Source organism: Massilia sp. BGA-UO-ETr-WB1, from assembly GCF_059567845.1.
The window spans coordinates 16,140-35,203 of sequence record NZ_JCAQOT010000024.1; the positions used below are offsets into that span (position 1 = coordinate 16,140).

General features: G+C 66.2%; 17 protein-coding genes and 4 tRNA genes. 14 read left to right on the forward strand and 7 right to left on the reverse strand.

Translation table 11 applies throughout. The annotated features are described in order from the left end of the window. Nucleotides 1–1,536 carry a class I SAM-dependent methyltransferase gene (locus tag AC56DV_RS13155; protein WP_496314742.1) on the forward strand — a complete coding sequence of 512 codons (1,536 nt, stop codon included), beginning with the start codon at nucleotides 1–3 and terminating at the stop codon, nucleotides 1,534–1,536. 45 nt (nucleotides 1,537–1,581) lie between these two features. Here AC56DV_RS13155 and AC56DV_RS13160 read toward each other — a convergent pair whose 3' ends face one another. Beyond that, complete coding sequence (locus AC56DV_RS13160) at nucleotides 1,582–2,478, reverse strand: recombination-associated protein RdgC (RefSeq protein WP_056399834.1); 897 nt, start codon at nucleotides 2,476–2,478, stop codon at nucleotides 1,582–1,584. Nucleotides 2,479–2,536: 58 nt separating this feature from the next. Further along, entirely contained in the window at nucleotides 2,537–3,703 is a 1,167-nt protein-coding gene (dinB, locus tag AC56DV_RS13165) for a DNA polymerase IV (protein ID WP_496314743.1), read from the reverse strand. A 128-nt stretch (nucleotides 3,704–3,831) separates the two neighbouring features. Between dinB and AC56DV_RS13170 the strand changes: the two genes are divergently transcribed. After that, entirely contained in the window at nucleotides 3,832–4,290 is a 459-nt protein-coding gene (locus tag AC56DV_RS13170) for a nuclear transport factor 2 family protein (RefSeq protein ID WP_496314744.1), read from the forward strand. A 14-nt stretch (nucleotides 4,291–4,304) separates the two neighbouring features. Here AC56DV_RS13170 and AC56DV_RS13175 read toward each other — a convergent pair whose 3' ends face one another. From AC56DV_RS13175 to AC56DV_RS13185, 3 genes are all read right to left on the reverse strand, one after another. Beyond that, entirely contained in the window at nucleotides 4,305–5,150 is an 846-nt protein-coding gene (locus AC56DV_RS13175) for a helix-turn-helix domain-containing protein (protein WP_496314745.1), read from the reverse strand. Nucleotides 5,151–5,221: 71 nt separating this feature from the next. After that, nucleotides 5,222–5,578, reverse strand: coding sequence for a nuclear transport factor 2 family protein (locus tag AC56DV_RS13180; RefSeq protein ID WP_496314746.1), 357 nt, complete (start codon nucleotides 5,576–5,578; stop codon nucleotides 5,222–5,224). Between the two features lie 94 nt (nucleotides 5,579–5,672). Then, nucleotides 5,673–6,938: an MFS transporter gene (locus AC56DV_RS13185; RefSeq protein WP_496314747.1), complete on the reverse strand. Its 1,266-nt coding sequence runs from the start codon at nucleotides 6,936–6,938 to the stop codon at nucleotides 5,673–5,675. 127 nt (nucleotides 6,939–7,065) lie between these two features. On the opposite strand from AC56DV_RS13185, the gene AC56DV_RS13190 reads away from it, so the two are divergent. From AC56DV_RS13190 to AC56DV_RS13245, 12 genes are all read left to right on the forward strand, one after another. After that, nucleotides 7,066–8,160, forward strand: coding sequence for a PEP-CTERM sorting domain-containing protein (locus tag AC56DV_RS13190; protein WP_496314748.1), 1,095 nt, complete (start codon nucleotides 7,066–7,068; stop codon nucleotides 8,158–8,160). 132 nt (nucleotides 8,161–8,292) lie between these two features. Next, nucleotides 8,293–9,405, forward strand: a complete 1,113-nt coding sequence (locus AC56DV_RS13195) for a DUF3466 family protein (RefSeq protein ID WP_496314749.1) — start codon at nucleotides 8,293–8,295, stop codon at nucleotides 9,403–9,405. 22 nt (nucleotides 9,406–9,427) lie between these two features. Next, nucleotides 9,428–10,504, forward strand: coding sequence for a hypothetical protein (locus AC56DV_RS13200; RefSeq protein ID WP_496314750.1), 1,077 nt, complete (start codon nucleotides 9,428–9,430; stop codon nucleotides 10,502–10,504). 27 nt (nucleotides 10,505–10,531) lie between these two features. Continuing rightward, entirely contained in the window at nucleotides 10,532–12,649 is a 2,118-nt protein-coding gene (locus tag AC56DV_RS13205; protein WP_496314751.1) for a S9 family peptidase, read from the forward strand. Between the two features lie 89 nt (nucleotides 12,650–12,738). Next, nucleotides 12,739–12,814, forward strand: a tRNA-Val gene (locus tag AC56DV_RS13210). Nucleotides 12,815–12,855: 41 nt separating this feature from the next. Further along, a tRNA-Asp gene (locus tag AC56DV_RS13215) sits at nucleotides 12,856–12,932 on the forward strand. Between the two features lie 49 nt (nucleotides 12,933–12,981). Continuing rightward, nucleotides 12,982–13,057, forward strand: a tRNA-Val gene (locus AC56DV_RS13220). A 33-nt stretch (nucleotides 13,058–13,090) separates the two neighbouring features. Next, nucleotides 13,091–13,167: transfer RNA gene (locus AC56DV_RS13225), tRNA-Asp, on the forward strand. A gap of 55 nt (nucleotides 13,168–13,222) precedes the next feature. Then, the gene (locus AC56DV_RS13230; protein ID WP_496314752.1) at nucleotides 13,223–14,440 is read left to right on the forward strand and encodes a hypothetical protein; all 1,218 of its coding nucleotides are present in this window, start codon (nucleotides 13,223–13,225) and stop codon (nucleotides 14,438–14,440) included. Beyond that, nucleotides 14,440–15,060 (forward strand): ABC transporter ATP-binding protein, encoded by a 621-nt coding sequence (locus AC56DV_RS13235; RefSeq protein ID WP_496314753.1) that lies wholly within the window; start codon nucleotides 14,440–14,442, stop codon nucleotides 15,058–15,060. Before AC56DV_RS13230 ends, AC56DV_RS13235 begins: the two co-directional genes overlap by 1 nt. Nucleotides 15,061–15,167: 107 nt before the next feature. Further along, nucleotides 15,168–15,647, forward strand: a complete 480-nt coding sequence (locus tag AC56DV_RS13240) for a cyclic nucleotide-binding domain-containing protein (protein WP_496314754.1) — start codon at nucleotides 15,168–15,170, stop codon at nucleotides 15,645–15,647. Next, nucleotides 15,647–16,780 carry an AI-2E family transporter gene (locus AC56DV_RS13245; protein ID WP_496314755.1) on the forward strand — a complete coding sequence of 378 codons (1,134 nt, stop codon included), beginning with the start codon at nucleotides 15,647–15,649 and terminating at the stop codon, nucleotides 16,778–16,780. The genes AC56DV_RS13240 and AC56DV_RS13245 overlap by 1 nt, the downstream gene beginning before the upstream one ends. A 25-nt stretch (nucleotides 16,781–16,805) precedes the next feature. Here the strand turns inward: AC56DV_RS13245 and ahpF are convergent, their stop codons facing one another. Then, nucleotides 16,806–18,395 carry an alkyl hydroperoxide reductase subunit F gene (ahpF, locus tag AC56DV_RS13250; RefSeq protein ID WP_496314756.1) on the reverse strand — a complete coding sequence of 530 codons (1,590 nt, stop codon included), beginning with the start codon at nucleotides 18,393–18,395 and terminating at the stop codon, nucleotides 16,806–16,808. A gap of 72 nt (nucleotides 18,396–18,467) precedes the next feature. Beyond that, nucleotides 18,468–19,031 (reverse strand): alkyl hydroperoxide reductase subunit C, encoded by a 564-nt coding sequence (gene ahpC / locus AC56DV_RS13255; RefSeq protein ID WP_056399876.1) that lies wholly within the window; start codon nucleotides 19,029–19,031, stop codon nucleotides 18,468–18,470. Nucleotides 19,032–19,064: the final 33 nt, after the last annotated feature.

Below are 19,064 nucleotides of genomic sequence, written 5' to 3' on the forward strand. Positions count from 1 at the left end.
ATGTCTGAATGGTCTTCCGGCTATGTGTCCAACATCGGCTATACCTATGGCCTGTATTCGGAACTGAATCCGCTGCGCATCAAGCTGGCCTTCCTCAACGCCGGCCTGGCGTTCCCGGAAGTGGGCACCGCTTGCGAACTGGGCTTCGGCCAGGGCGTCAGTATCAACATGCATGCCGCCGCTTCCGTGACCGAGTGGCACGGCACCGACTTCAACCCGTCGCAGGCCGCCTTCGCGCAGGAGCTGGCCACCGCCTCCGACGCGCACGCCCAGCTGCACGACCAGTCCTTCGCCGAATTCTGCAACCGCCCCGGCCTGCCCGACTTCGACTTCATCGGCCTGCACGGCATCTGGAGCTGGATCTCCGACGCCAACCGCGCTGTCATCGTCGACTTCGTGCGCCGCAAGCTCAAGCCGGGCGGCGTGCTTTACATCAGCTACAACACCCAGCCGGGCTGGGCCGCGATGGCGCCGGTACGCGACCTGCTCACCGAGCACAGCCACGTAATGGGCAGCCTGGGCAAGGGCATCGTGCCGCGCATCGACGAGTCGATCGCGTTCGTGGAGAAACTGTTCGCCACCCAGCCCGCCTTCCTGCAGCAAAATCCCGGCGTGGCCGACCGCATCGAGCGCCTGAAGGGCATGAACCGCAACTACGTGGCGCACGAGTATTTCAACCGCGACTGGGTGCCGATGTCGTTTGCCGCCATGGCGCAGCAGCTGGAAGAGGCCAAGCTCAGTTTCGCCTGCTCGGCGCACTACCTTGACCACATGGACATGCTCAGCCTGACCGCCGAGCAGCAGGCCCTGCTGAACGACATCCCCGATGCCGTGTTCCGCGAAACCGTGCGCGACTTCATGGTCAACCAGCAGTTCCGGCGCGACTACTGGGTGCGCGGGCCGCGCCGCCTGAGCGACCCGGCCCGCATCGGCCTGCTGCGCCAGCAGCAGGTGCTGCTGGCCGTGCCGCGCAAGGACGCGGTACTGAAAGTGAAGGGCCCGCTGGGCGACATCACCCTGCAGGACGCCGTGTACGTGCCGGTGCTGGACGCGCTGGCCGACCATCTGCCGCACTCGATTGCCGACATCGAAGCCGCGTGCGCGGACCAGGGCTTGAATACCGGGAAGATCATCCAGGCCGTGTTCATCCTGGCGGCCTACGGCTACGTGCAAGCGGTGCAGGACGAGGTCGCCATTGCCGGCGCGCGGCCGCAAGCCGAACGCCTGAACCGCCACCTGTGCCAGACCGCAGTGACCGGCACCGACGTCAGCTTCCTGGCCTCGCCCGTGACGGGCGGCGGCTTTGCGGTGGACCGCTTCGGCCAGCTGTTCCTGCTGGCGCGCCAGCAGGGCAAGACCGAGCCGGGCGAATGGGTGGCGTACGCCAATGACGTGCTGCTGAGCCAGAACCAGCGCTTGCAGAAGGAGGGCCGGCCGATGGAACCGGAGGCGCAGCTGGCCGAACTGCGCCGCCTGGCCGACAATTTCGCCGAGTACACCCTGCCCATCCTGCTGGGCATGGGCATCGCCGCTTAAAAATACCAACCCCAAAAATAAACCCGCTTGCGCGGGTTTATTTTTTTAGGCTTTCGCTTCGCCGCCCAGGGCTTCGACCACGTCGGCCATCATCTTGCTCAGTTCGCCGGTCATCAGCATGAAGTCGCCGTCGAAACGCTCGTCGTCGTTGCGGGTGCTCGATTCGGTTTCCTTCAGCACGTCCAGCGGCTTGATGCCTTTCAGCGCCAGCGACTCGGTCAGGGTGAAGGAGATCTTGCTTTCCCACGTCATGGCCAGGCGGGTGCACTGCTTGCCGGCGGCGATGTGGCGGCGCACTTCGTCCGCTTCCAGCGTGTGGCGCACATAGCGCACGGCGGCCTTGCTCTCGCCAGTGGCGCGCAGCTCGGTGTCCATATCCACCGTGAAGCCCACCGGCGAATCGTCCGCCTGCAGCCATTCGGTCATCACGCCCACCGGCGAGCGCTGCACGCGCAGGCTTTCCAGCGGCATGCGGTCGACCGCTTTCAGCAGCAGCTTGATCACTTCGTCGGCCTTGGCCGGGCTGGCGGCGTCCACCACCAGCCAGCCGTTGACCGGGTCGATCCAGGTCCACACGTTGCCGCGGATCGAGAAGGCGCGCGGCAGCAGCTCGTCGGCCACGCGTTCCTTCAGTTCCTTCATGGCTTTCTTGCCGGGAGCGAAACCTTGCGCTTCTTCCATCTCGGCCGCGCGGGCCTTGGCCACCTGGTTGATGACGGTGGCCGGCAGCAGTTTTTTCTCGGTGCCCAGGAGGATCAGCATCTGATTGTTGACCACGTGCACCAGGCCGCCGTTCGGACGCGGCTTGTCCCAACCCTGGCGCAGCAATTCATTGCTGCTGGCCGGCGAGAACGCATTGGTGCTCAGCGCTGCTTCGAGTTGTTCTGGAGTAAATGCCCAGGGCGCGGGCAGACGGTAGATTTGCAGATTCTTGAACCACATATTTGAGTTTGCCTTTGTTCAACTAAATTCTGGGGGAACGACATTTTACACGCGCGCGTTACAGGTCCGCGAAAAGATCGCCCTGCTGCGGCTTGCGTGTTGCGGATTGGAGCAGGCCGGGATCGTCCATGCTGGACAGGGCGCTGATTTTCACGCCCAGCAGGCGCAGACGCTGGTCCAGCGGGACCCGCCGCAGGCATTCGCCGGCGGCGCGCCGGATGACGGCCGCGTCCGCCGTGGGGGCCGGCAGGGTGACGTCGCGCGTCACCCTGCTGAAGTCCGAGTAGCGCAGCTTGATGCCCACCGTGCGGCCGACATAGCGCTTGCGCTCAAGGTCCTCACCCAGGCGCTGGCACAGCCGGGTGAAGATGTCCGACAGCGCTTCGCGGTCGTGCCTGGCGTGCAGGTCGCGCTCGAAGGTGGTTTCGCGGCTGATGGATTTAGGCTCGTGGCTGGTGACCACGGCGCGCTCGTCCAGCCCGTGCGCGACGCGCTTGAGCCAGCTGGCGTAGTTCAGGCCGAAGTGCTCCTGCAGCAGCGCCTCGTCGGCGGCGGCCACCTGGCCCACGGTCTCGATGCCGAGCGCGGCCAGCTTGGCGTCCGCCTTGGGGCCGATGCCGTTGACCTTGCGCACCGCCAGCGGCCAGATGCGGGTGGGCACGTCGTCGTGCGAGACGATGGTCAGGCCGTTGGGCTTGTCCAGGTCGGAGCAGATCTTGGCCAGCAGCTTGTTGGGCGCGATGCCGATCGAGCAGGACAGGCCGGTGGCGTCCTTGACGGCCTGCTTGATGCGCAGCGCCAGCGCGCGCGTGTCCTCTTCATGTTCACTCAGGTCGATGTAGATTTCATCGATGCCGCGGTCTTCGATATGGGGCGCGATCTCGGCCACGGCGGCCTTGAACTGGCGCGACAGGCGGCGGTAGGAGTCGAAGTCGGTGGGCAGCAGCACGGCGTCCGGCGCCAGCGCGGCCGCTTTCATGGTGCCCATGGCGGAGAACACGCCCAGCGCGCGCGCCTCGTAGGTGGAGGTGGTGACCACGCCCCGGCCCACGTAGTCGCGCAGGCGGGAGAACTTGCGGGTGCCGTCCGGCTGCAGCACCGGCTGGTGGCGCGAACCGCCGCCGATCACCACCGGCTGGCCGCGCAGTTCCGGGTAGCGCAGCAACTCCACGGACGCGTAGAACGCATCCATGTCGAGGTGGGCAATGCGGTGCGTTTCGGCCATGGCGTGACTGGGCGGGGCAAAAATTGTGATACTGTAATTATATACAGTATCCGGCGCCATTGCCACGATGGCCGGGTTCGTGTTCTCATGGGGCTCTCTTGCCAACTATTCAAGAAGGGCCGGACCTTATGAAACGTGTTCTGATGCTGTTGACCTTGGCGCTCTTGCCCCTCCTGTCCCACGCTGCGGATGCTGCGGACCAGCAGGCGATCGAACGGGCCGTGCTGGACTATATCGAATCGCAGCACAAGGCGGACCCCGCGCTGATGGAGCGGGGATTGGACCGGCAGCTGGCCAAGCGGACTTACTGGCAAGCGGCGGACGGGACCGAATTCGTCATGCAGACGGACTACGAGACCATGCTGAAAGTGGCCAGGACTTACAACAAGAACGGCAACAAGTTTCCGCCGTCCCCGCGCGTGGACATCAAGATCCTGGACATCGACAAGCGCGTGGCGACGGTGAAACTGACGGCCGACGAGTGGATCGACTATATGCACCTGTACAAGAACCAGCGCAGCGAGTGGAAAATCATCAACGTGCTGTGGCAGTACCACGATGAAAAACGGCAGACCAGCCGACAATAAACTTTCAACCAAGCTCAACCATGGCGCGCGCGGAACCAGGCTGCGCTCGCCTCATCGGCCGGGAAGAAGGCTTCAAGCCGCAGTTCGTGCACGGTGACGTCGTGCGGCGTGCCCAGCGTGGTGATGGTGGTGAACAGGTTCAGCTCCACGCCGTCCTTGCGCACGGTCAGCGGCAGGAAGGGCAAGGTGCGGCGGTCGAGGTTGGGGACCAGCCCGGCCGGCCCGGCGCCGGCGCCCGGCATGCCCGCCAGCGCGCGCAGCTCGGACAGCAGCGCGCTGGCCTCGCTGCCGGGACCGTCGCTCATGGCTTCGCGCTGTATCCAGTGCAGCAGGTCGGCGCCGACCTCTTCCCAGTTCTGCAGCCAGGGCCGCAGGCCGTCCGGCGCCAGGGTCAGCTTGAGCACGTTGATGCTGCCGTCGCGCGGGATCGGCGCGTCGTCCGGCATGCCGAGCAGCCATTTGAAGAAACGGTTGGCCGGCTCGTTGCTCATCACCAGGTTCCACAGCCGGTCCACTACCAGCGCCGGGTACGGCGCCTGCTGGGCCAGCATGAAATCGAGCGCCTGCTTGACGGCGCGCAGTTCCGGGTCGTCCATCTTGCGCTCCTGGTAGGCCGGCGCGTAACCTGCCGCCAGCAGCATCACGTTGCGCTCGCGCAGCGGGATGTCGAGCACCACGCCCAGCTTCAGGATCAGCTCGCGGCTGGGCTGCGAGCGCCCGCTTTCCAGGAAACTGATGTGGCGCTGCGAAATGCCGCTTTCAATGGACAGCCGCAGCTGGCTATGGCCGCGCTTGCCGCGCCAGTAGCGCAGCGCGGCCGCGAAATCGCTGAAGTACTGGCCGGGTGCGGCGGCGCTCATGCGGGCTCCGCGATGACGATGTGGGCGGCGTTGGCGTTGCTCATGATCGTCTCCTGGTCTTGTCTGCGGGCTCAGGCCTGGTTCAGGAAGCCGGTGACTTTCACCAACCGGCCATCGTTGCTGACGGTGGCCACGTCGGTGCCGCGCGCCACCGGCTCGGCACCGGGCAAGCCCAGCGACCAGGAGAAGCGCACCACGTCGTTGTGGCCGTCAGGCGTACCGTCCAACACGAACTGCATGCCTGGGAAATGGCCTTGCGCCGCGCCTATCATGGCGTCGATGCCGGTGTGGCCGTCGCCGCGCATCATCGGATCGAGGTAGCTGGCGTCCAGCGTGAAGGCGCAGGCCACCTTGGCGCGGCGGGCGGAAGGGTCGCGCTCGTTCCAGGCGGACAGGTATTGTTCGGCGATGTGCGTAGCGTTGTGCATGATGCTCTCCTGTGGGTTATGTCGTTATCGACAGAACCATTCTCCCGAAAGCGGCGCCGCGCGGCGATTACGTCCCAGGTAATCAAGTCCGCAGTCAAGCCCGTTTAACGCCGGCCAGCACCACCACCCCGCCCAGCGCCAGGCTGGCCGCCACCAGGTAGATGCCGATGGCGGGACTGCCGGTGGCGTCCTTCACCGCGCCCACCAGGTAGGGGCTGACGAAGCCGGCCAGGTTGCCCACCGAGTTGATCAGCGCGATGCCGGCCGCCGCCGCCGTGCCGCCCAGCATGCCGGTCGGCAGGCTCCAGAAGATGGGAAAAGTGGACAGGATGCCGGCCGTGGCCAAGCTCAGCGCCAGCATGGCCAGCAGGGTGTCGTGGCCGTACCAGGTGCACGCTGTGAGGCCGGCCGCGCCCAGAAAGGCGGCGATGGCGGCGTGCCAGCGCCGCTCGCCGCTGCGGCCCGAGTGGCGCGCCGCCAGCACCATGGCCAGCGCCGCCACGCCGTAGGGGATGGCCGTCAGCAGGCCGACCTGGAACACGTCCTGCACGCCGGTGTTGCGCACCAGCTGCGGCAGCCAGAAGCTCACGCCGTACAAGCCCATCACGAACAGGAAGTAGACCAGCGCCAGCAGCCACACCTTGCCGCTGGCGAACAGTTGGCCCAGCGGCAAGCGCTGCTTGCCGCTGGCCTCCGCGCTGATGGCGCGCTCCAGGTACTGCTTCTCGTCCTCGCTGAGCCAGCGCGCGCTGCGGATGCCGTCGTCCAGGTAGAACAGCGTCCACGCGCCCAGCAGCACGGACGGGATGCCTTCCAGCAGAAACAGCCACTGCCAGCCTTGCAGGCCGAGGTCGCCGTCGAAGGCGCGCATGATCCAGCCCGACAGCGGGCCGCCCACCACCCCCGCCACCGCCACCCCGCTCATGAACAGCGCCACGATGCGGGCGCGGCGTTCGGCCGGATACCAGTAGGTCAGGTACAGGATGATGCCGGGGAAGAAGCCGGCCTCCGCCACGCCCAGCAGGAAGCGCAGCACGTAGAAGCTGGCCGGGGTGGTGGCGAACATCAGCGCGGCCGAAATCAGGCCCCAACTGATCATGATGCGGGCGATCCACACGCGCGCGCCGACCTTGGCCATCAGCAGGTTGGACGGCACCTCGAACAGGAAATAGCCGATGAAGAAAATGCCGGCGCCCAGGCCGTACACGGTGTCCGAATACTGCAGGTCGGCCTGCATGCCGAGCTTGGCGAAACCCACGTTCACCCGGTCCAGGTAGGCGGCCACGTAGCACAGGAACAGGAAGGGAACCAGGCGAAGGCTGACCTTGCCGTACAGGGTGTCGGGGGCGATTTTATCCATGCGCAATGATGGCACACTCCATACGGTTGCGTTAAGGCAGCGTGGCGCTGAAGCGCCGTGTTCAGGATTAGCATCGATGGTGCCGGGCCTCCGTCCGGCGTCAACTCCTTCCGCCACGAGGCTTATCATGCAACTACCAAAAGGATTGCTACTGCTACTGCTTTGCCCGCTGTTCACCGGCCCTGCACTGGCCGCCGCACCGCTATACCAAATGACGCTGCTAGGCACCGGCAACACCAGCGACACCAGCTACTTCATCGACACCCGCATCAACAACGACGGCCTGGTGGCCGGCGTGCGGCAGGATCCGGTCACCAGCGCGCTGCGCGCCTACCTGTGGAAAGACGGCGTCTACACCATGCTCGACACGTCCATCAACCACGTCGGCGCGATCAGCGCCGACGGCAAAATCGCCGGCGAGGTGATCGACTACGGTTCCGAAAACCGTCTGGCGCGGGCGGCAATCTATGCGAACGGCACCACCACCATGGTGCCGCCGCCAATCGCGCAAGCGGAGCCAAGCTACTCCCTGAGCGGCATCAACAGCGCCGGCAAGGTGGCGGGCACCCAGTACATCGACTACCAGGCTTACGCCTACACCTCGTTCAACGGCGTCAGCACGCCGCTGGGCGCGCTGGGCGGCACCCATAGCTTCGTCGGCGGGATGAACGAGGCCGGCGTGGTGGTGGGCGCGGCGGAAATCGCCAACGGTGACTGGCATATGTTCCGCCACGACGGCAGCGGCATGGTGGACCTGGGCGCCCTCAGCGACGGGCGCTACATCGCCGCCAATGACATCAACGACGCCGGCGTGGTGGTCGGGGGCGATCTGGCGGGCCCCGACTCGAACGGCTACTCCCGTGCCCTGATTTACCTGGGCGGCGTGCTGCAGCCCCTAGGCACATTCGCGCCGGGCGAGAACAGCACTGCGACGGCCATCAACAACCAGGGACAGGTCATCGGCAACGGCACTTACAGCTTCCTGGTGAGCGACGGCGTGACCTACAAGCTGAGCGACCTGCTGACGGCCAACTACGGTTTCCGCATCGACGCGGTGCACGACATCAACGACAGCGGCCAGATCACCGGCACCGCCTGCGCCGTGGGCGCCGGCTGCTTCGGCATGCTGCTCAGCCCGGTTCCCGAGCCGGGCACAGGCCTGATGCTGCTGGCCGGACTGGGCCTGCTGTACCGCTTGCGCCGGACCGCGCAGTCCGTGTAGAGGCCTTGCAAAACGGTATCGATTCCGCACGGTTGCGTTAGGTCAGCGTGGCGCTGCGGCGCCGGATTCGCGGCTAGCATCGGAAGGCCGGGCGTCCGTCCGGCGCCAACCCCATTCGCCTCGAGGCTTACCATGCAACTACCAAAAGGATTGCTACTGCTACTGCTTTGCCCATTGTTTTCCGCGCCAGCCCTGGCCGCCGCGCCGCAATACAAGCTGACGCTGCTCGGCAAAGCCAACACCGTCAACGCCATCAACACCCGCATCAGCAACGACGGCCTGGTGGTCGGCGTGCTGGTGGATCCGGTCAGCAGCGCGCTGCGCGCCTACCAGTGGAAGGACGGCGTCCACACCATGCTCGACACGCCCATCAACCGCGTGGGGGCCATCAGCGCCGATGGAAAAATCGCCGGTGAGTTGATCGACTTCAGGTACGAAACCTACATGGCGCAGCCGGCGGTGTACGCCAACGGCGTGACCACCATGGTGCCGTCGCCGATCACGCCGCCGAGCAAATACAACTACCTGAGCGGCATCAACAACGCCGGCAAGGTGGCGGGTACCCAGTACTTTAACGGCGAAGGCTACGCCTACACATCGGTCAACGGCGTCAGCACGCTGCTGGGCGCGCTGGGCGGCACCCACAGTTACCTCGGCGGGATGAACGAAGCCGGCGTGGTGGTGGGCTCGGCGCAAACCGCCGACGGCGACTTCCACATGTTCCGCCACGACGGCAGCGGCATGGTGGACCTGGGCGTCCTCAGCGACGGCCGCTTTGCCGCAGCCAATGACATCAACGACGCCGGCGTGGTGGTCGGTTCCGACCTGACGGGCGAAGATGCGTCCACACGTCAACGCGCCGTTATTTACAAGGACGGCGTGATGCAGCCCCTGGGCACGTTCGCGCCGGGCGTGGACAGCTGGGCGATGGCCATCAACAACCAGGGACAAGTGATCGGCAACGGCAGTTTCAGCTTCCTGGTCAGCGACGGTGTCACCTACAACCTGAACCACCTGCTGCCGGCCAACAGCGGCCTTTACGTGGACGCGGTCTACGACATCAACGACAGCGCCCAGATCACCGGCACCGTCTGCGGAGCCGGCCAGGGCTGCTTCGGCATGCTGCTCAGCCCGGTACCCGAGCCTGGCACGGGCCTGATGCTGCTAGCCGGACTGGGCCTGCTGTACCGCTTGCGCAAACCGCTGCGGCCGGCCTCCGCGCAGTCCCGCCATGCGGCCATCTGACATCGGCCCCGAGAGGCATACCATGCAACCATCAACATGCTTGCTGACGTTATTGCTTTGTCCGCTGCTGGCCGCGCCCGCGCTGGCCGAGGGACCCCGCTACAGCATTACGAGACTGAGCGCGGCCGGCGGTTTCGCCAACGTGATCAACAACGCCGGCCAGGTGGCCGGCATGACGCTCGACCCGTCCAGCGGCGCCATGCGCGCTTATCTGTGGCAGAACGGCGCCCAGACCCTGCTCGATACGCCCATCAACCAGGTCCAGGCCATCAGCGCGGACGGCAAAATCGCCGGCAATATCTCCAACTTCAACGCCGAGGACTTCCAGACCCGGCCGGCGTTCTACGCCGACGGCGCCACGACCTTCCTGCCGCCGCTGCAAGGCACGCCGATGAACGGCTATGCGGCGGGCATCAACAGCGCAGGCATGGTGGCCGGCAGCCAATCTATCAACGGCCACAGCATGGCCTACATCGCGCATAACGGCGTCAGCACCGCGCTGGGCACGCTGGGCGGCAACCACAGCTTCGCCAGGGGGATGAACGAGGCCGGCATGGTGGTGGGCGAGTCGGCGCCGGCAAGCGGCAAGGCGCACGCCTTCCTGTACACCGGCGGCGCCATGGTGGACCTGGGCACGCTGGACCCGTCAGGCAGCGCGGCGGCGGAAGCCGTCAATGATTTCGGGGTGGCCGTGGGCCATTCCTGGCTCACCTCGGTGGGCCGCTACCGCGCAGCCATCTTCCAGAACGGCACGGCCGCCCCGCTTGGCGAGTTCGGCGAATACGAGCACAGCATGGCGGTGGACATCAACAATGCCGGGCAAGTGATCGGCGTCGGCGACTACAGCGACACCTTCCTGTATGCGGACGGTGTCACCTACGACCTTGCCACGCTGATACCGCGCGATTCCGGTTACCGCCTGACCAGCGTCAGCGACATCAACGACAGCGGCCAGATCGTCGGCTCGGCGTGCGAGCGGAACTCCTCCGCGTGCTTCGGCGTACTACTCAGCCCGATTCCGGAGCCGGACGGCATCCCGATGCTCTTGGCCGGGCTGGGCCTGCTGTACGGATTACGCAGGACCTCCCGGCCCGTGTAGAATCCTTGCACAAATAACCACAAAGGAGTGACCTTGAAATTGTCCCGCATCCTGCCGGCCTGCGCGCTCGCCGCCAGCCCGGCCTTTGCAGCAGACGTGGCCCCCGTTGCCGCCAAAACCCAATGGCAGGAAACGCGCCACGGCGAAGTCGTGACCGACGACTACCGCTGGCTGCAAAAGAAGGAAGACCCGGCCGTTATCGCCTACCTGAACGCCGAAAACGGCTACACCGAAGCGGCCACCGCCGCCAGCAAGCCGCTGACGGACAAGCTGTACGCAGAGATCAAAGGCAGGATGCAGGACGTGGACCTGTCGGTGCCCACGCGGCGCGGCAATTACTACTACTATTCGCGCACCGAAGCGGGCAAGCAGTACCCGCTCAACTGCCGCCGCCGCGCCGGCGCCAACCTGGCCTACGACGACCAGGCGCCGGAAGAGATCCTGCTGGACCAGAACGAGATGGCGCAGGGTAAGAAGTTCTTCGCGGTCGGCGCCATGGTGGTCAGCCCGGACGAGCGCCTGATGGCCTACGCCACGGACGAGACCGGCTTCCGCCAGTACCAGATGCATGTGAAGGACCTGAAGACCGGCAAGCTGCTGCCGGCCAGCATGCCGCGCGTCACCTCCATGGCCTGGGCCAGCGACAACAAGACGCTGTTCGTGACCCAGGAAGACGCCACCACCAAGCGCTCCGACCGCCTGTTCAGCCTGGCCGCCGCGGGCGGTGCGCCGGTGCAGCGCTACCACGAGCCGGTGGAGCAGTTCGCGATCAACGTGCACCGCGACCGCGACGGCAAGCACCTGCTGCTGACCATGCGCGCCACCGACACCAGCGAAGTGCGCCTGCTGGACGCGGCCAAGCCGAACGGCGCCTTCCGCGCCGTGCTGCCGCGCGAGAAGGGCCACCGCTACGGCGTCACGCACCGCGACGGCCTGCTCTACATCCGCACCGACAAGGACGCCAAGAATTTCCGCATCGTGACGGCCCCGCTGGCGGCGCCGCAGCCGAAGAACTGGGTCGAACTGGTGGCGCACGACAAGGACGTGCTGGTCAGCTCGGCCGATGTGTTCAAGACCCACCTGGTGGTGACCGAAAAAACGCGCGCGCTGAACCGCGTCCGCCTGTACAGCTTCGCCGCCAAAACGTGGAAAACCGTGCAGTTCCAGGACGCCGTGTACGCCGCCGAGGGCGCCGGCACGCCGGAATACACGGCCGGCCAGTTCCGCCTGTCCTACCAGTCGCCGCTGACGCCGCCGCAAGTGCTGGACGTGGACATGAACAGCGGCAAGCGCACCCTGCTCAAGCAGCAGGAAGTGGTGGGCGGCTTCGACTTCAGCCAGTACGAAAGCCGCCGCCTGTGGGCGCCGGCGCGCGACGGCGTGCAGGTGCCGCTGTGGATCGTCTACAAGAAGGGCACGCCGCTGGACGGCAAGGCGCCGCTGCTGCTGTACGGCTACGGCTCCTACGGCGCGCCGAACGACGCGCGCTTCTCGCTGGCGCGCCTGAGCCTGCTCGAACGGGGCGTGGTCTACGTCGGCGCGCAGATTCGCGGCGGCAACGACATGGGCGAGGCATGGCATAAGGACGGCATGCTGATGAAGAAGAAGAACACCTTCACCGACTTCATCGACAGCGCCGACTACCTGGTGCGCGAAAAATGGACCAGCCCGGAACGCCTGGTGATCGACGGCCGCAGCGCCGGCGGCCTGCTGATGGGCGCGGTGCTCAACATGCGCCCGGAACTGTTCCGCGCGGCCCACGTGGGCGTGCCCTTCGTCGACGTGATGAACACCATGATGGACGCCAGCCTGCCGCTGACCACCGGCGAATACCTGGAATGGGGCGACCCGAACCAGAAGGCGGCCTACGACTACATGCGCAGCTACTCGCCGTACGACAACATCGAGCGCAAGGCCTACCCGTCCATCCTGGTGACCACCGCCCTGAACGACAGCCAGGTGATGTACTGGGAGCCGGCCAAATACGTGGCCAAGCTGCGCGCGCACAAGACCGACGCCAACCCGCTGCTGCTCAAGACCAATATGGGCGCGGGCCACGGCGGCGCTTCCGGGCGCTACAACGCCATCGGCGAAACCGCCTTCCTGCAGGCCTGGATGCTGTCGCAATGGGGCATCACGCAGTGAGGATGTAAAAAATTCTTGCGCAACAAGAATGGGGCGTCTATAATTCGGCCTCCTTCAGACGTAGTGACACACGTCGAAGTGTTCCAGATGGGCGCTTAGCTCAGTTGGTAGAGCGGAGCCCTTACAAGGCTTAGGTCGGGAGTTCGAGCCTCTCAGCGCCCACCATCTACAGAACACGGATAAATGAAGCCCAGTTGCGAAAGCACGGAGCGGTAGTTCAGTTGGTTAGAATACCGGCCTGTCACGCCGGGGGTCGCGGGTTCGAGTCCCGTCCGCTCCGCCAGTTTGAGTAGTAAAACGATATGCTGACACATATCGAGCATGGTCCAGATGGGCGCTTAGCTCAGTTGGTAGAGCGGAGCCCTTACAAGGCTTAGGTCGGGAGTTCGAGCCTCTCAGCGCCCACCATCCCGGACATGCACCACCAGTTGCGCAAGCAACGGAGCGGTAGTTCAGTTGGTTAGAATACCGGCCTGTCACGCCGGGGGTCGCGGGTTCGAGTCCCGTCCGCTCCGCCAGCTATACTGAGAAAGGCCTGATTCGTCAGGCCTTTTTCTATTTCGGAAGCAAAACATGGTTCATCCCTATTTGCAATTCCGCCTGCGCATGGCGCGCCACGGCTTGCGGCAATTCCTTGCCAGCCTGGCCAATTCCCTTGAAATCACCCTGCTCGGCTTCGGCCCGGTGCTGCTCGGCCTGGCCGCTGCGATTGCGCTGCCCGGCATGCTGGCCGTCACGCTGGACCGGCCGGCCATGCTGGCCATCCTGGCCGCGCAGGCCCTGTTCGCCGCGCTGCCGGCCGTGCTGCTGCGCCAGCGCCTGCATCCGGCCGACGCGGTGGCCTGGGCCCGCCCGCTGCCGGTGCCGCCCGCGCTGGGCTGGGCCGCGGACGCGCTGGCCGCAGGCCTGATCGCCGGACCGCTGACCGGACTGTACGCGGTGTCCGCCTGCATCTGGCTCTACCAGTGGCCGGACTGGCTGCGCCCGGTGGCACCGCAGGCCATTGCCGCCACCGTGCTGTCGCTGCTGCTGGGCTGGGCGCTCGCCACCCTGGCGCTGGCCCGCCGTCGCCTGCGTCCTGCCCTCGCCGCCCCGTTTTTCCCATTCCGCGCCGCCGCCCTGCCTGCCGGCCCAGCCGCTGCTGCAACAGGCAGCGCCGGGACGGCGCATGCCGGCACCGGGACGACTGCGGCCGGCTACGCGCCACGCACCTTGCGGCCGCTGCTGCCCGCGCTGTGGCACCGGCTGTTCTGGCTGCCGTTCTGGCGCGCCGAAAACCGGGTCGGCGTGCAGCAATGCCTGCTGCTGGCAAGCGCGCTGGGCTGCACCGCCGCGTGGCTGCAGGGGCCTGGCTTGGGGCTGCCGCTGCCCGGCGCGGCCATGGGCGGCCTCGCCTCGGCCATGCTGGTCCTGCTGACCGACCGCGGCGACAAGGCGGTGCGCGAACAAGCCGCCCTGCTGCGCCCGGTGCTGGCGCTGTGGCCGCTGGACGCCGCGCCCCTGCTGCTGTGCGCCCGCCTGTTCGCCCTGCTGCCGGCGACGGCCGTGCTGGCCGCCTTTGCCGCGCTGGCCTTCGGCGCGCCGGGCGCAGCCACAGCAACTGATGCAGCCACCGATGCAGCAACAGCCGCAGCGGCAGCCGGCCCCAGCCCCAAAGCCGCGCTGGTGTGGCTAGCCACGGCCGGCACGGCCTGCGGCGCCATCGTGGCGCTCAACCTGGGACCGCGCGGCCGCGTGGTGCTGGTGGTGTTGTCCATCCTGATCCTGACCGCCATAGGAAGCGAATTCTGATGCTGCACATTGAAAGCCTGGACTTCGAATACGCCACCCGCCCCCTGTTCCGCCGGCTGAGCCTGCGTTTCGGCGCCGGCATCACCTGGCTGCGGGGCGAAAACGGCGCCGGCAAGACCACCCTGCTGAAACTGGCCGCAGGCGCGCTGCAGCCGCACGCGGGCACGATTTCCCTGGCGCCGCCGGGCAGCGGCGCCGGCATCGGCAGCGCGGCCCAGCCGCTGGCCTACCGCCTGCAAAGCTATTACTGCGGCGGCGACACGCCCCAGCTGCCCTGGCTCACCGTGCGCGAACTGCTGGACCTGCACGTGGCGCTCTACCCGGCCACCGACGCGGCCCTGCTGGAGACCGAACTGCGCGCCTTCCGCCTGCTCGCCGCGCTGGAGCAGCCGGTGACCACGCTGTCGCTGGGCCAGCACAAGAAGATGCAGCTGAGCCTGGCCCTGGCGCTGCCCGTGTCGCTGCTGCTGATCGACGAGCCCTTCAACGGCCTGGACGCCGCCGCCGTCGATTACCTGCGCGCGCAGCTGACCGATCCGGCGCGCCGCGCGCGCCAGTGCATCGTGCTGACCAGCCACCTGGAACCCGGCCTGCCGCTGGCGCAAACGGTCGAGTTGTGATTCCCTAGCAACAGGCGCGCGGCGCGCGGCAGTAAGGAACGCGCCGCCGGCCGGGAAACCGGCGACAATGATGTTGCTTTGCACAAACCTCCACGGAGCACTCCCCGATGTTCGGCTTCCTCAAAACGCACACCATGTCCCCGCGCCTGCACCGGCTGAAGCAGTCGGCGCTGTTCTCCTCGCTCACCCCGCTGGAGCTGAAGATCGTCGACGGCATGCTGCATGAACGGCGCTACCTGTCCGGCGAAATCATCTTCGACCAGGGCGAGGAAGGCCAGGCGCTGTACCTGGTGACGGCCGGCCGCGTGATCATCACGCGCGCGCTCGACAACAGCACCGAAGTGGTGGCCGAGGTCGGCCCCGGTTCCTTCTTCGGCGACCTGGCCCTGCTCGACAACTCGCCGCGCAACGCCCAGGCGCGCGCGCTCGACAATTGCGAGGTGGCGGTGTTCTTCCGCGCCGACTTCATGGGGCTGATGGAAACCGACGCCGTGGTCGGCTACAAGATTTCGCTCGCGCTGGCGCGCCACATTGCGCACCGGCTGCGCGAGTGGATGTCGGGCCGGCCGCAGATCGAGGCGCTGTGATGAACCATTACGGCGGCGGCCCGCAGCAGGCGTCCGGGCCGGTGGTATGGAGCGGCATCATCGCGGCCACCTGCGGCCTGCTGCTGGTGCTGCAGCACATGCTGTGGCTGGCGATTCCCTTCCTGCTGGCCATCATCCTGTACTACCTGCTGCTGCCGCCCATGCAGCGCCTGCTGCGCCTGGGCATGAGCCAGGGCGCGGCCGCGCTGCTGGTGGGCGGCTGCTTCACCGTGGCGGTGGCGCTGGGCGCGCTGGCGCTGAACCTGTGGCTGCCGGCGCCGTCCGAGTCGTGGCAGGACATGCTGGCGCGCTACGTGGGCGGCGGCCTGGACTTCGTGCGCGGCCTGCTGCGCGGGCTGGAAGACAAGTTTCCGCTGCTGCGCGACATGCACCTGAGCCAGGTGGTCGACGCCCAGTTCGCCGCCTACATGGAAGACTTCATGCAAAGCCACCTGACGGCCATCGTGGTGTCGGTGGCGGGCTGGCTGCCGGCCCTGCTGCTGGCGCCGTTCCTGACCTTCTTCTTCCTGCGCGACGGCCACCTGTTCAAGAAATTCCTGGCGCGCGCGGTGCCGAACGCCTTCTTTGAAAGGACGCTGTGCCTGCTGCACGAGGTGGACCAGACCGCGCACGCCTACTTCCAGGGCATGCTCAAGCTGACCGTGCTGGACACGGCGGTGCTGGCCTTCGGCCTGTGGGCCATCGGCGTGTCCTCGCCGGTGCTGCTGGGGCTGATCGCCGCCGTGCTGGCGTGGGTGCCCTACGTGGGCTCCATCGTCGGCTGCTGCATGGTGGTGATGGTGGCCTCGACCGACGCGCCGGGCGCGCCGCTGGTGGCCTACAGCGCGATCGGCGTGTTCATCCTGGTGCGGCTGCTGGACGATTTCGTGTTCATGCCGCTGACCCTGGGGCGCAGCCTGCACATGCATCCATTGATCACGGTGCTGATGATTTTTATCGGCGGCTCGGTGGCCGGGGTGGCGGGGCTGATGCTGGTGCTGCCCTTGCTGGGCGTGGTAATGGTGGTGGGCGAAACGCTGGGCCGGCTGATCACCAACCCGCGTTTGCGCGCCCGCCACCGCAACGCCAAGGCGCTGCGCGAGAAACAGGCCAGCGCAGACCTGGCGGTCTGACGCCGGCCTTGGGCATTACGGCGCTTCAGGCTGCGACGGCGACCGGCGCCGCCACCACTTCTTCCTCGTCGCCCGAACGGATCAGGTGGTCGAAGGCCGACAGGGCCGCCTTCGCGCCTTCGCCGGTGGCGATGATGATCTGCTTGTACGGCACGGTGGTCACGTCGCCGGCGGCGAACACGCCGGGGATCGAGGTCTGGCCGCGCGCATCGACTTCGATCTCGCCGTGCTTGGACAGGCTGACCGTGCCCTTCAGCCACTCGGTGTTGGGCACCAGGCCGATCTGCACGAACACGCCTTCCAGCTCCACCTTCTTCGCTTCGCCGCTGACGCGGTCGTTGTAGCTCAGGCCGTTGACGATCTTGCCGTCGCCGTGGATCTCGGTGGTTTGCGCCGAGACGATCACGGTCACGTTCGGCAGGCTGCGCAGCTTGCGCTGCAGCACCGCGTCGGCGCGCAGTTCGGCGCCGAACTCGATCAAGGTCACGTGTTTGACCAGGCCGGCCAGGTCGATCGCCGCTTCCACGCCGGAGTTGCCGCCGCCGATCACCGCCACGCGCTTGCCCTTGAACAGCGGGCCGTCGCAGTGCGGGCAGTAGGCCACGCCGTGGTTGCGGTATTCCTTCTCGCCCGGCACGTTGATCTCGCGCCAGCGGGCGCCGGTGGCCAGGATCACGGTCTTGCTCTTCAGTACCGCGCCGCTGGCGGTGGTCACTTCCACCAGCTTGCCCGGCGTCAGCTGGGCGGCGCGCTGGGTGTTCATGATGTCGACGTCGTAGGCTTTCACGTGCTGCTCCAGCGCCACGGCGAATTTCGGGCCGTCCGTTTCGGTGACCGAGATGAAGTTCTCGATCGCCAGCGTGTCGAGCACCTGGCCGCCGAAGCGCTCCGACACCACGCCGGTCTTGATGCCTTTGCGGGCCGCGTAGATGGCCGCTGCCGCGCCGGCGGGGCCGCCGCCGACGATCAGCACGTCGAACACGTCCTTCTTGCTCAGCTCGGCCGCCTGGCGGGCGCCGGCGTTGGTGTCCAGCTTGGCGAGGATCTCTTCCACGCTGCTGCGGCCCTGGCCGAAGTGCTCGCCGTTCAGGAACATCATCGGCACGGCCATGATCTGGCGTTCCTCGACTTCTTTCGGGAACACGCCGCCGTCGATGGTGGTGACCTTGATGCGCGGGTTGATGACGGACATCGCGTTCAGCGCCTGCACCACCTCGGGGCAGTTGTGGCAGGTGAGCGAGATGAAGGTCTCGAAGTGGAATTCGCCGTCGAGGTTGCGGATCTGCTCGATCACGGCGTCGTCGAACTTGATGGTGTGGCCGCCCACTTGCAGCAGCGCCAGCACCAGCGACGTGAATTCATGGCCCATCGGGATGCCGGCGAAGGTCACGGCGATATCGGTCCCGGGGCGGGTAATGGCGAACGACGGTTTGCGCACGTCGCCTTCGGTCTTTTCGACCAGGGTAATCTTGTCGCTCAGCACGACGATGTCGGCGAGCAGGGCCTGCATTTCGCGGGCTTTGGCGGAATCATCCAGCGTAGCAACGATCTCAATCGGCTGCACGACCTTTTCCAAATAGGTTTTCAACTGGGTTTTGAGGGTTGCGTCCAACATGGTGTTTTCCTTTTTTTCGGTTGGCGCCGGGCAAATGCGCCGGCGCCTTACTACTCAATGCTTAGCTAATGCTTAGATCTTGCCTACCAGGTCCAGCGAAGGGGTCAGCGTGGCTGCGCCTTCGGTCCACTTGGCTGGGCAAACCTGGCCTGGGTGCTCGGCCACGTACTTGGCGGCTTTGACTTTGCGCAGCAGCTCGGAAGCGTCGCGGCCGATGCCGTTGTCGTGCACTTCCATCACTTTGATCTGGCCTTCAGGATTGATGACGAAGGTGCCGCGCAGTGCCAGGCCTTCTTCTTCGATCATCACTTCGAAGTTGCGCGACAGGGTGCCGGTTGGGTCGCCGATCAGCGGGTAGTTCACTTTCTTGATCGCGTCCGAGGTGTCGTGCCATGCTTTGTGGGCGAAGTGGGTGTCGGTCGAAATGCCGTACACGTCCACGCCCAGCTTGGCGAATTCAGGCTGGAAGTCGGCCAGGTCTTCCAGTTCGGTTGGGCACACGAAGGTGAAGTCGGCTGGGTAGAACATGAAGACGGACCACTTGCCCTTCAGCGATTCTTCGCTCAGGTCAATGAACTTGCCATTGTGGTAAGCGGTTGCCTTGAATGGTTTTACTTGGGTGTTAATGAGAGACATTGTGGTTTCCTCGTGAGGTTGTGTATCAATGAG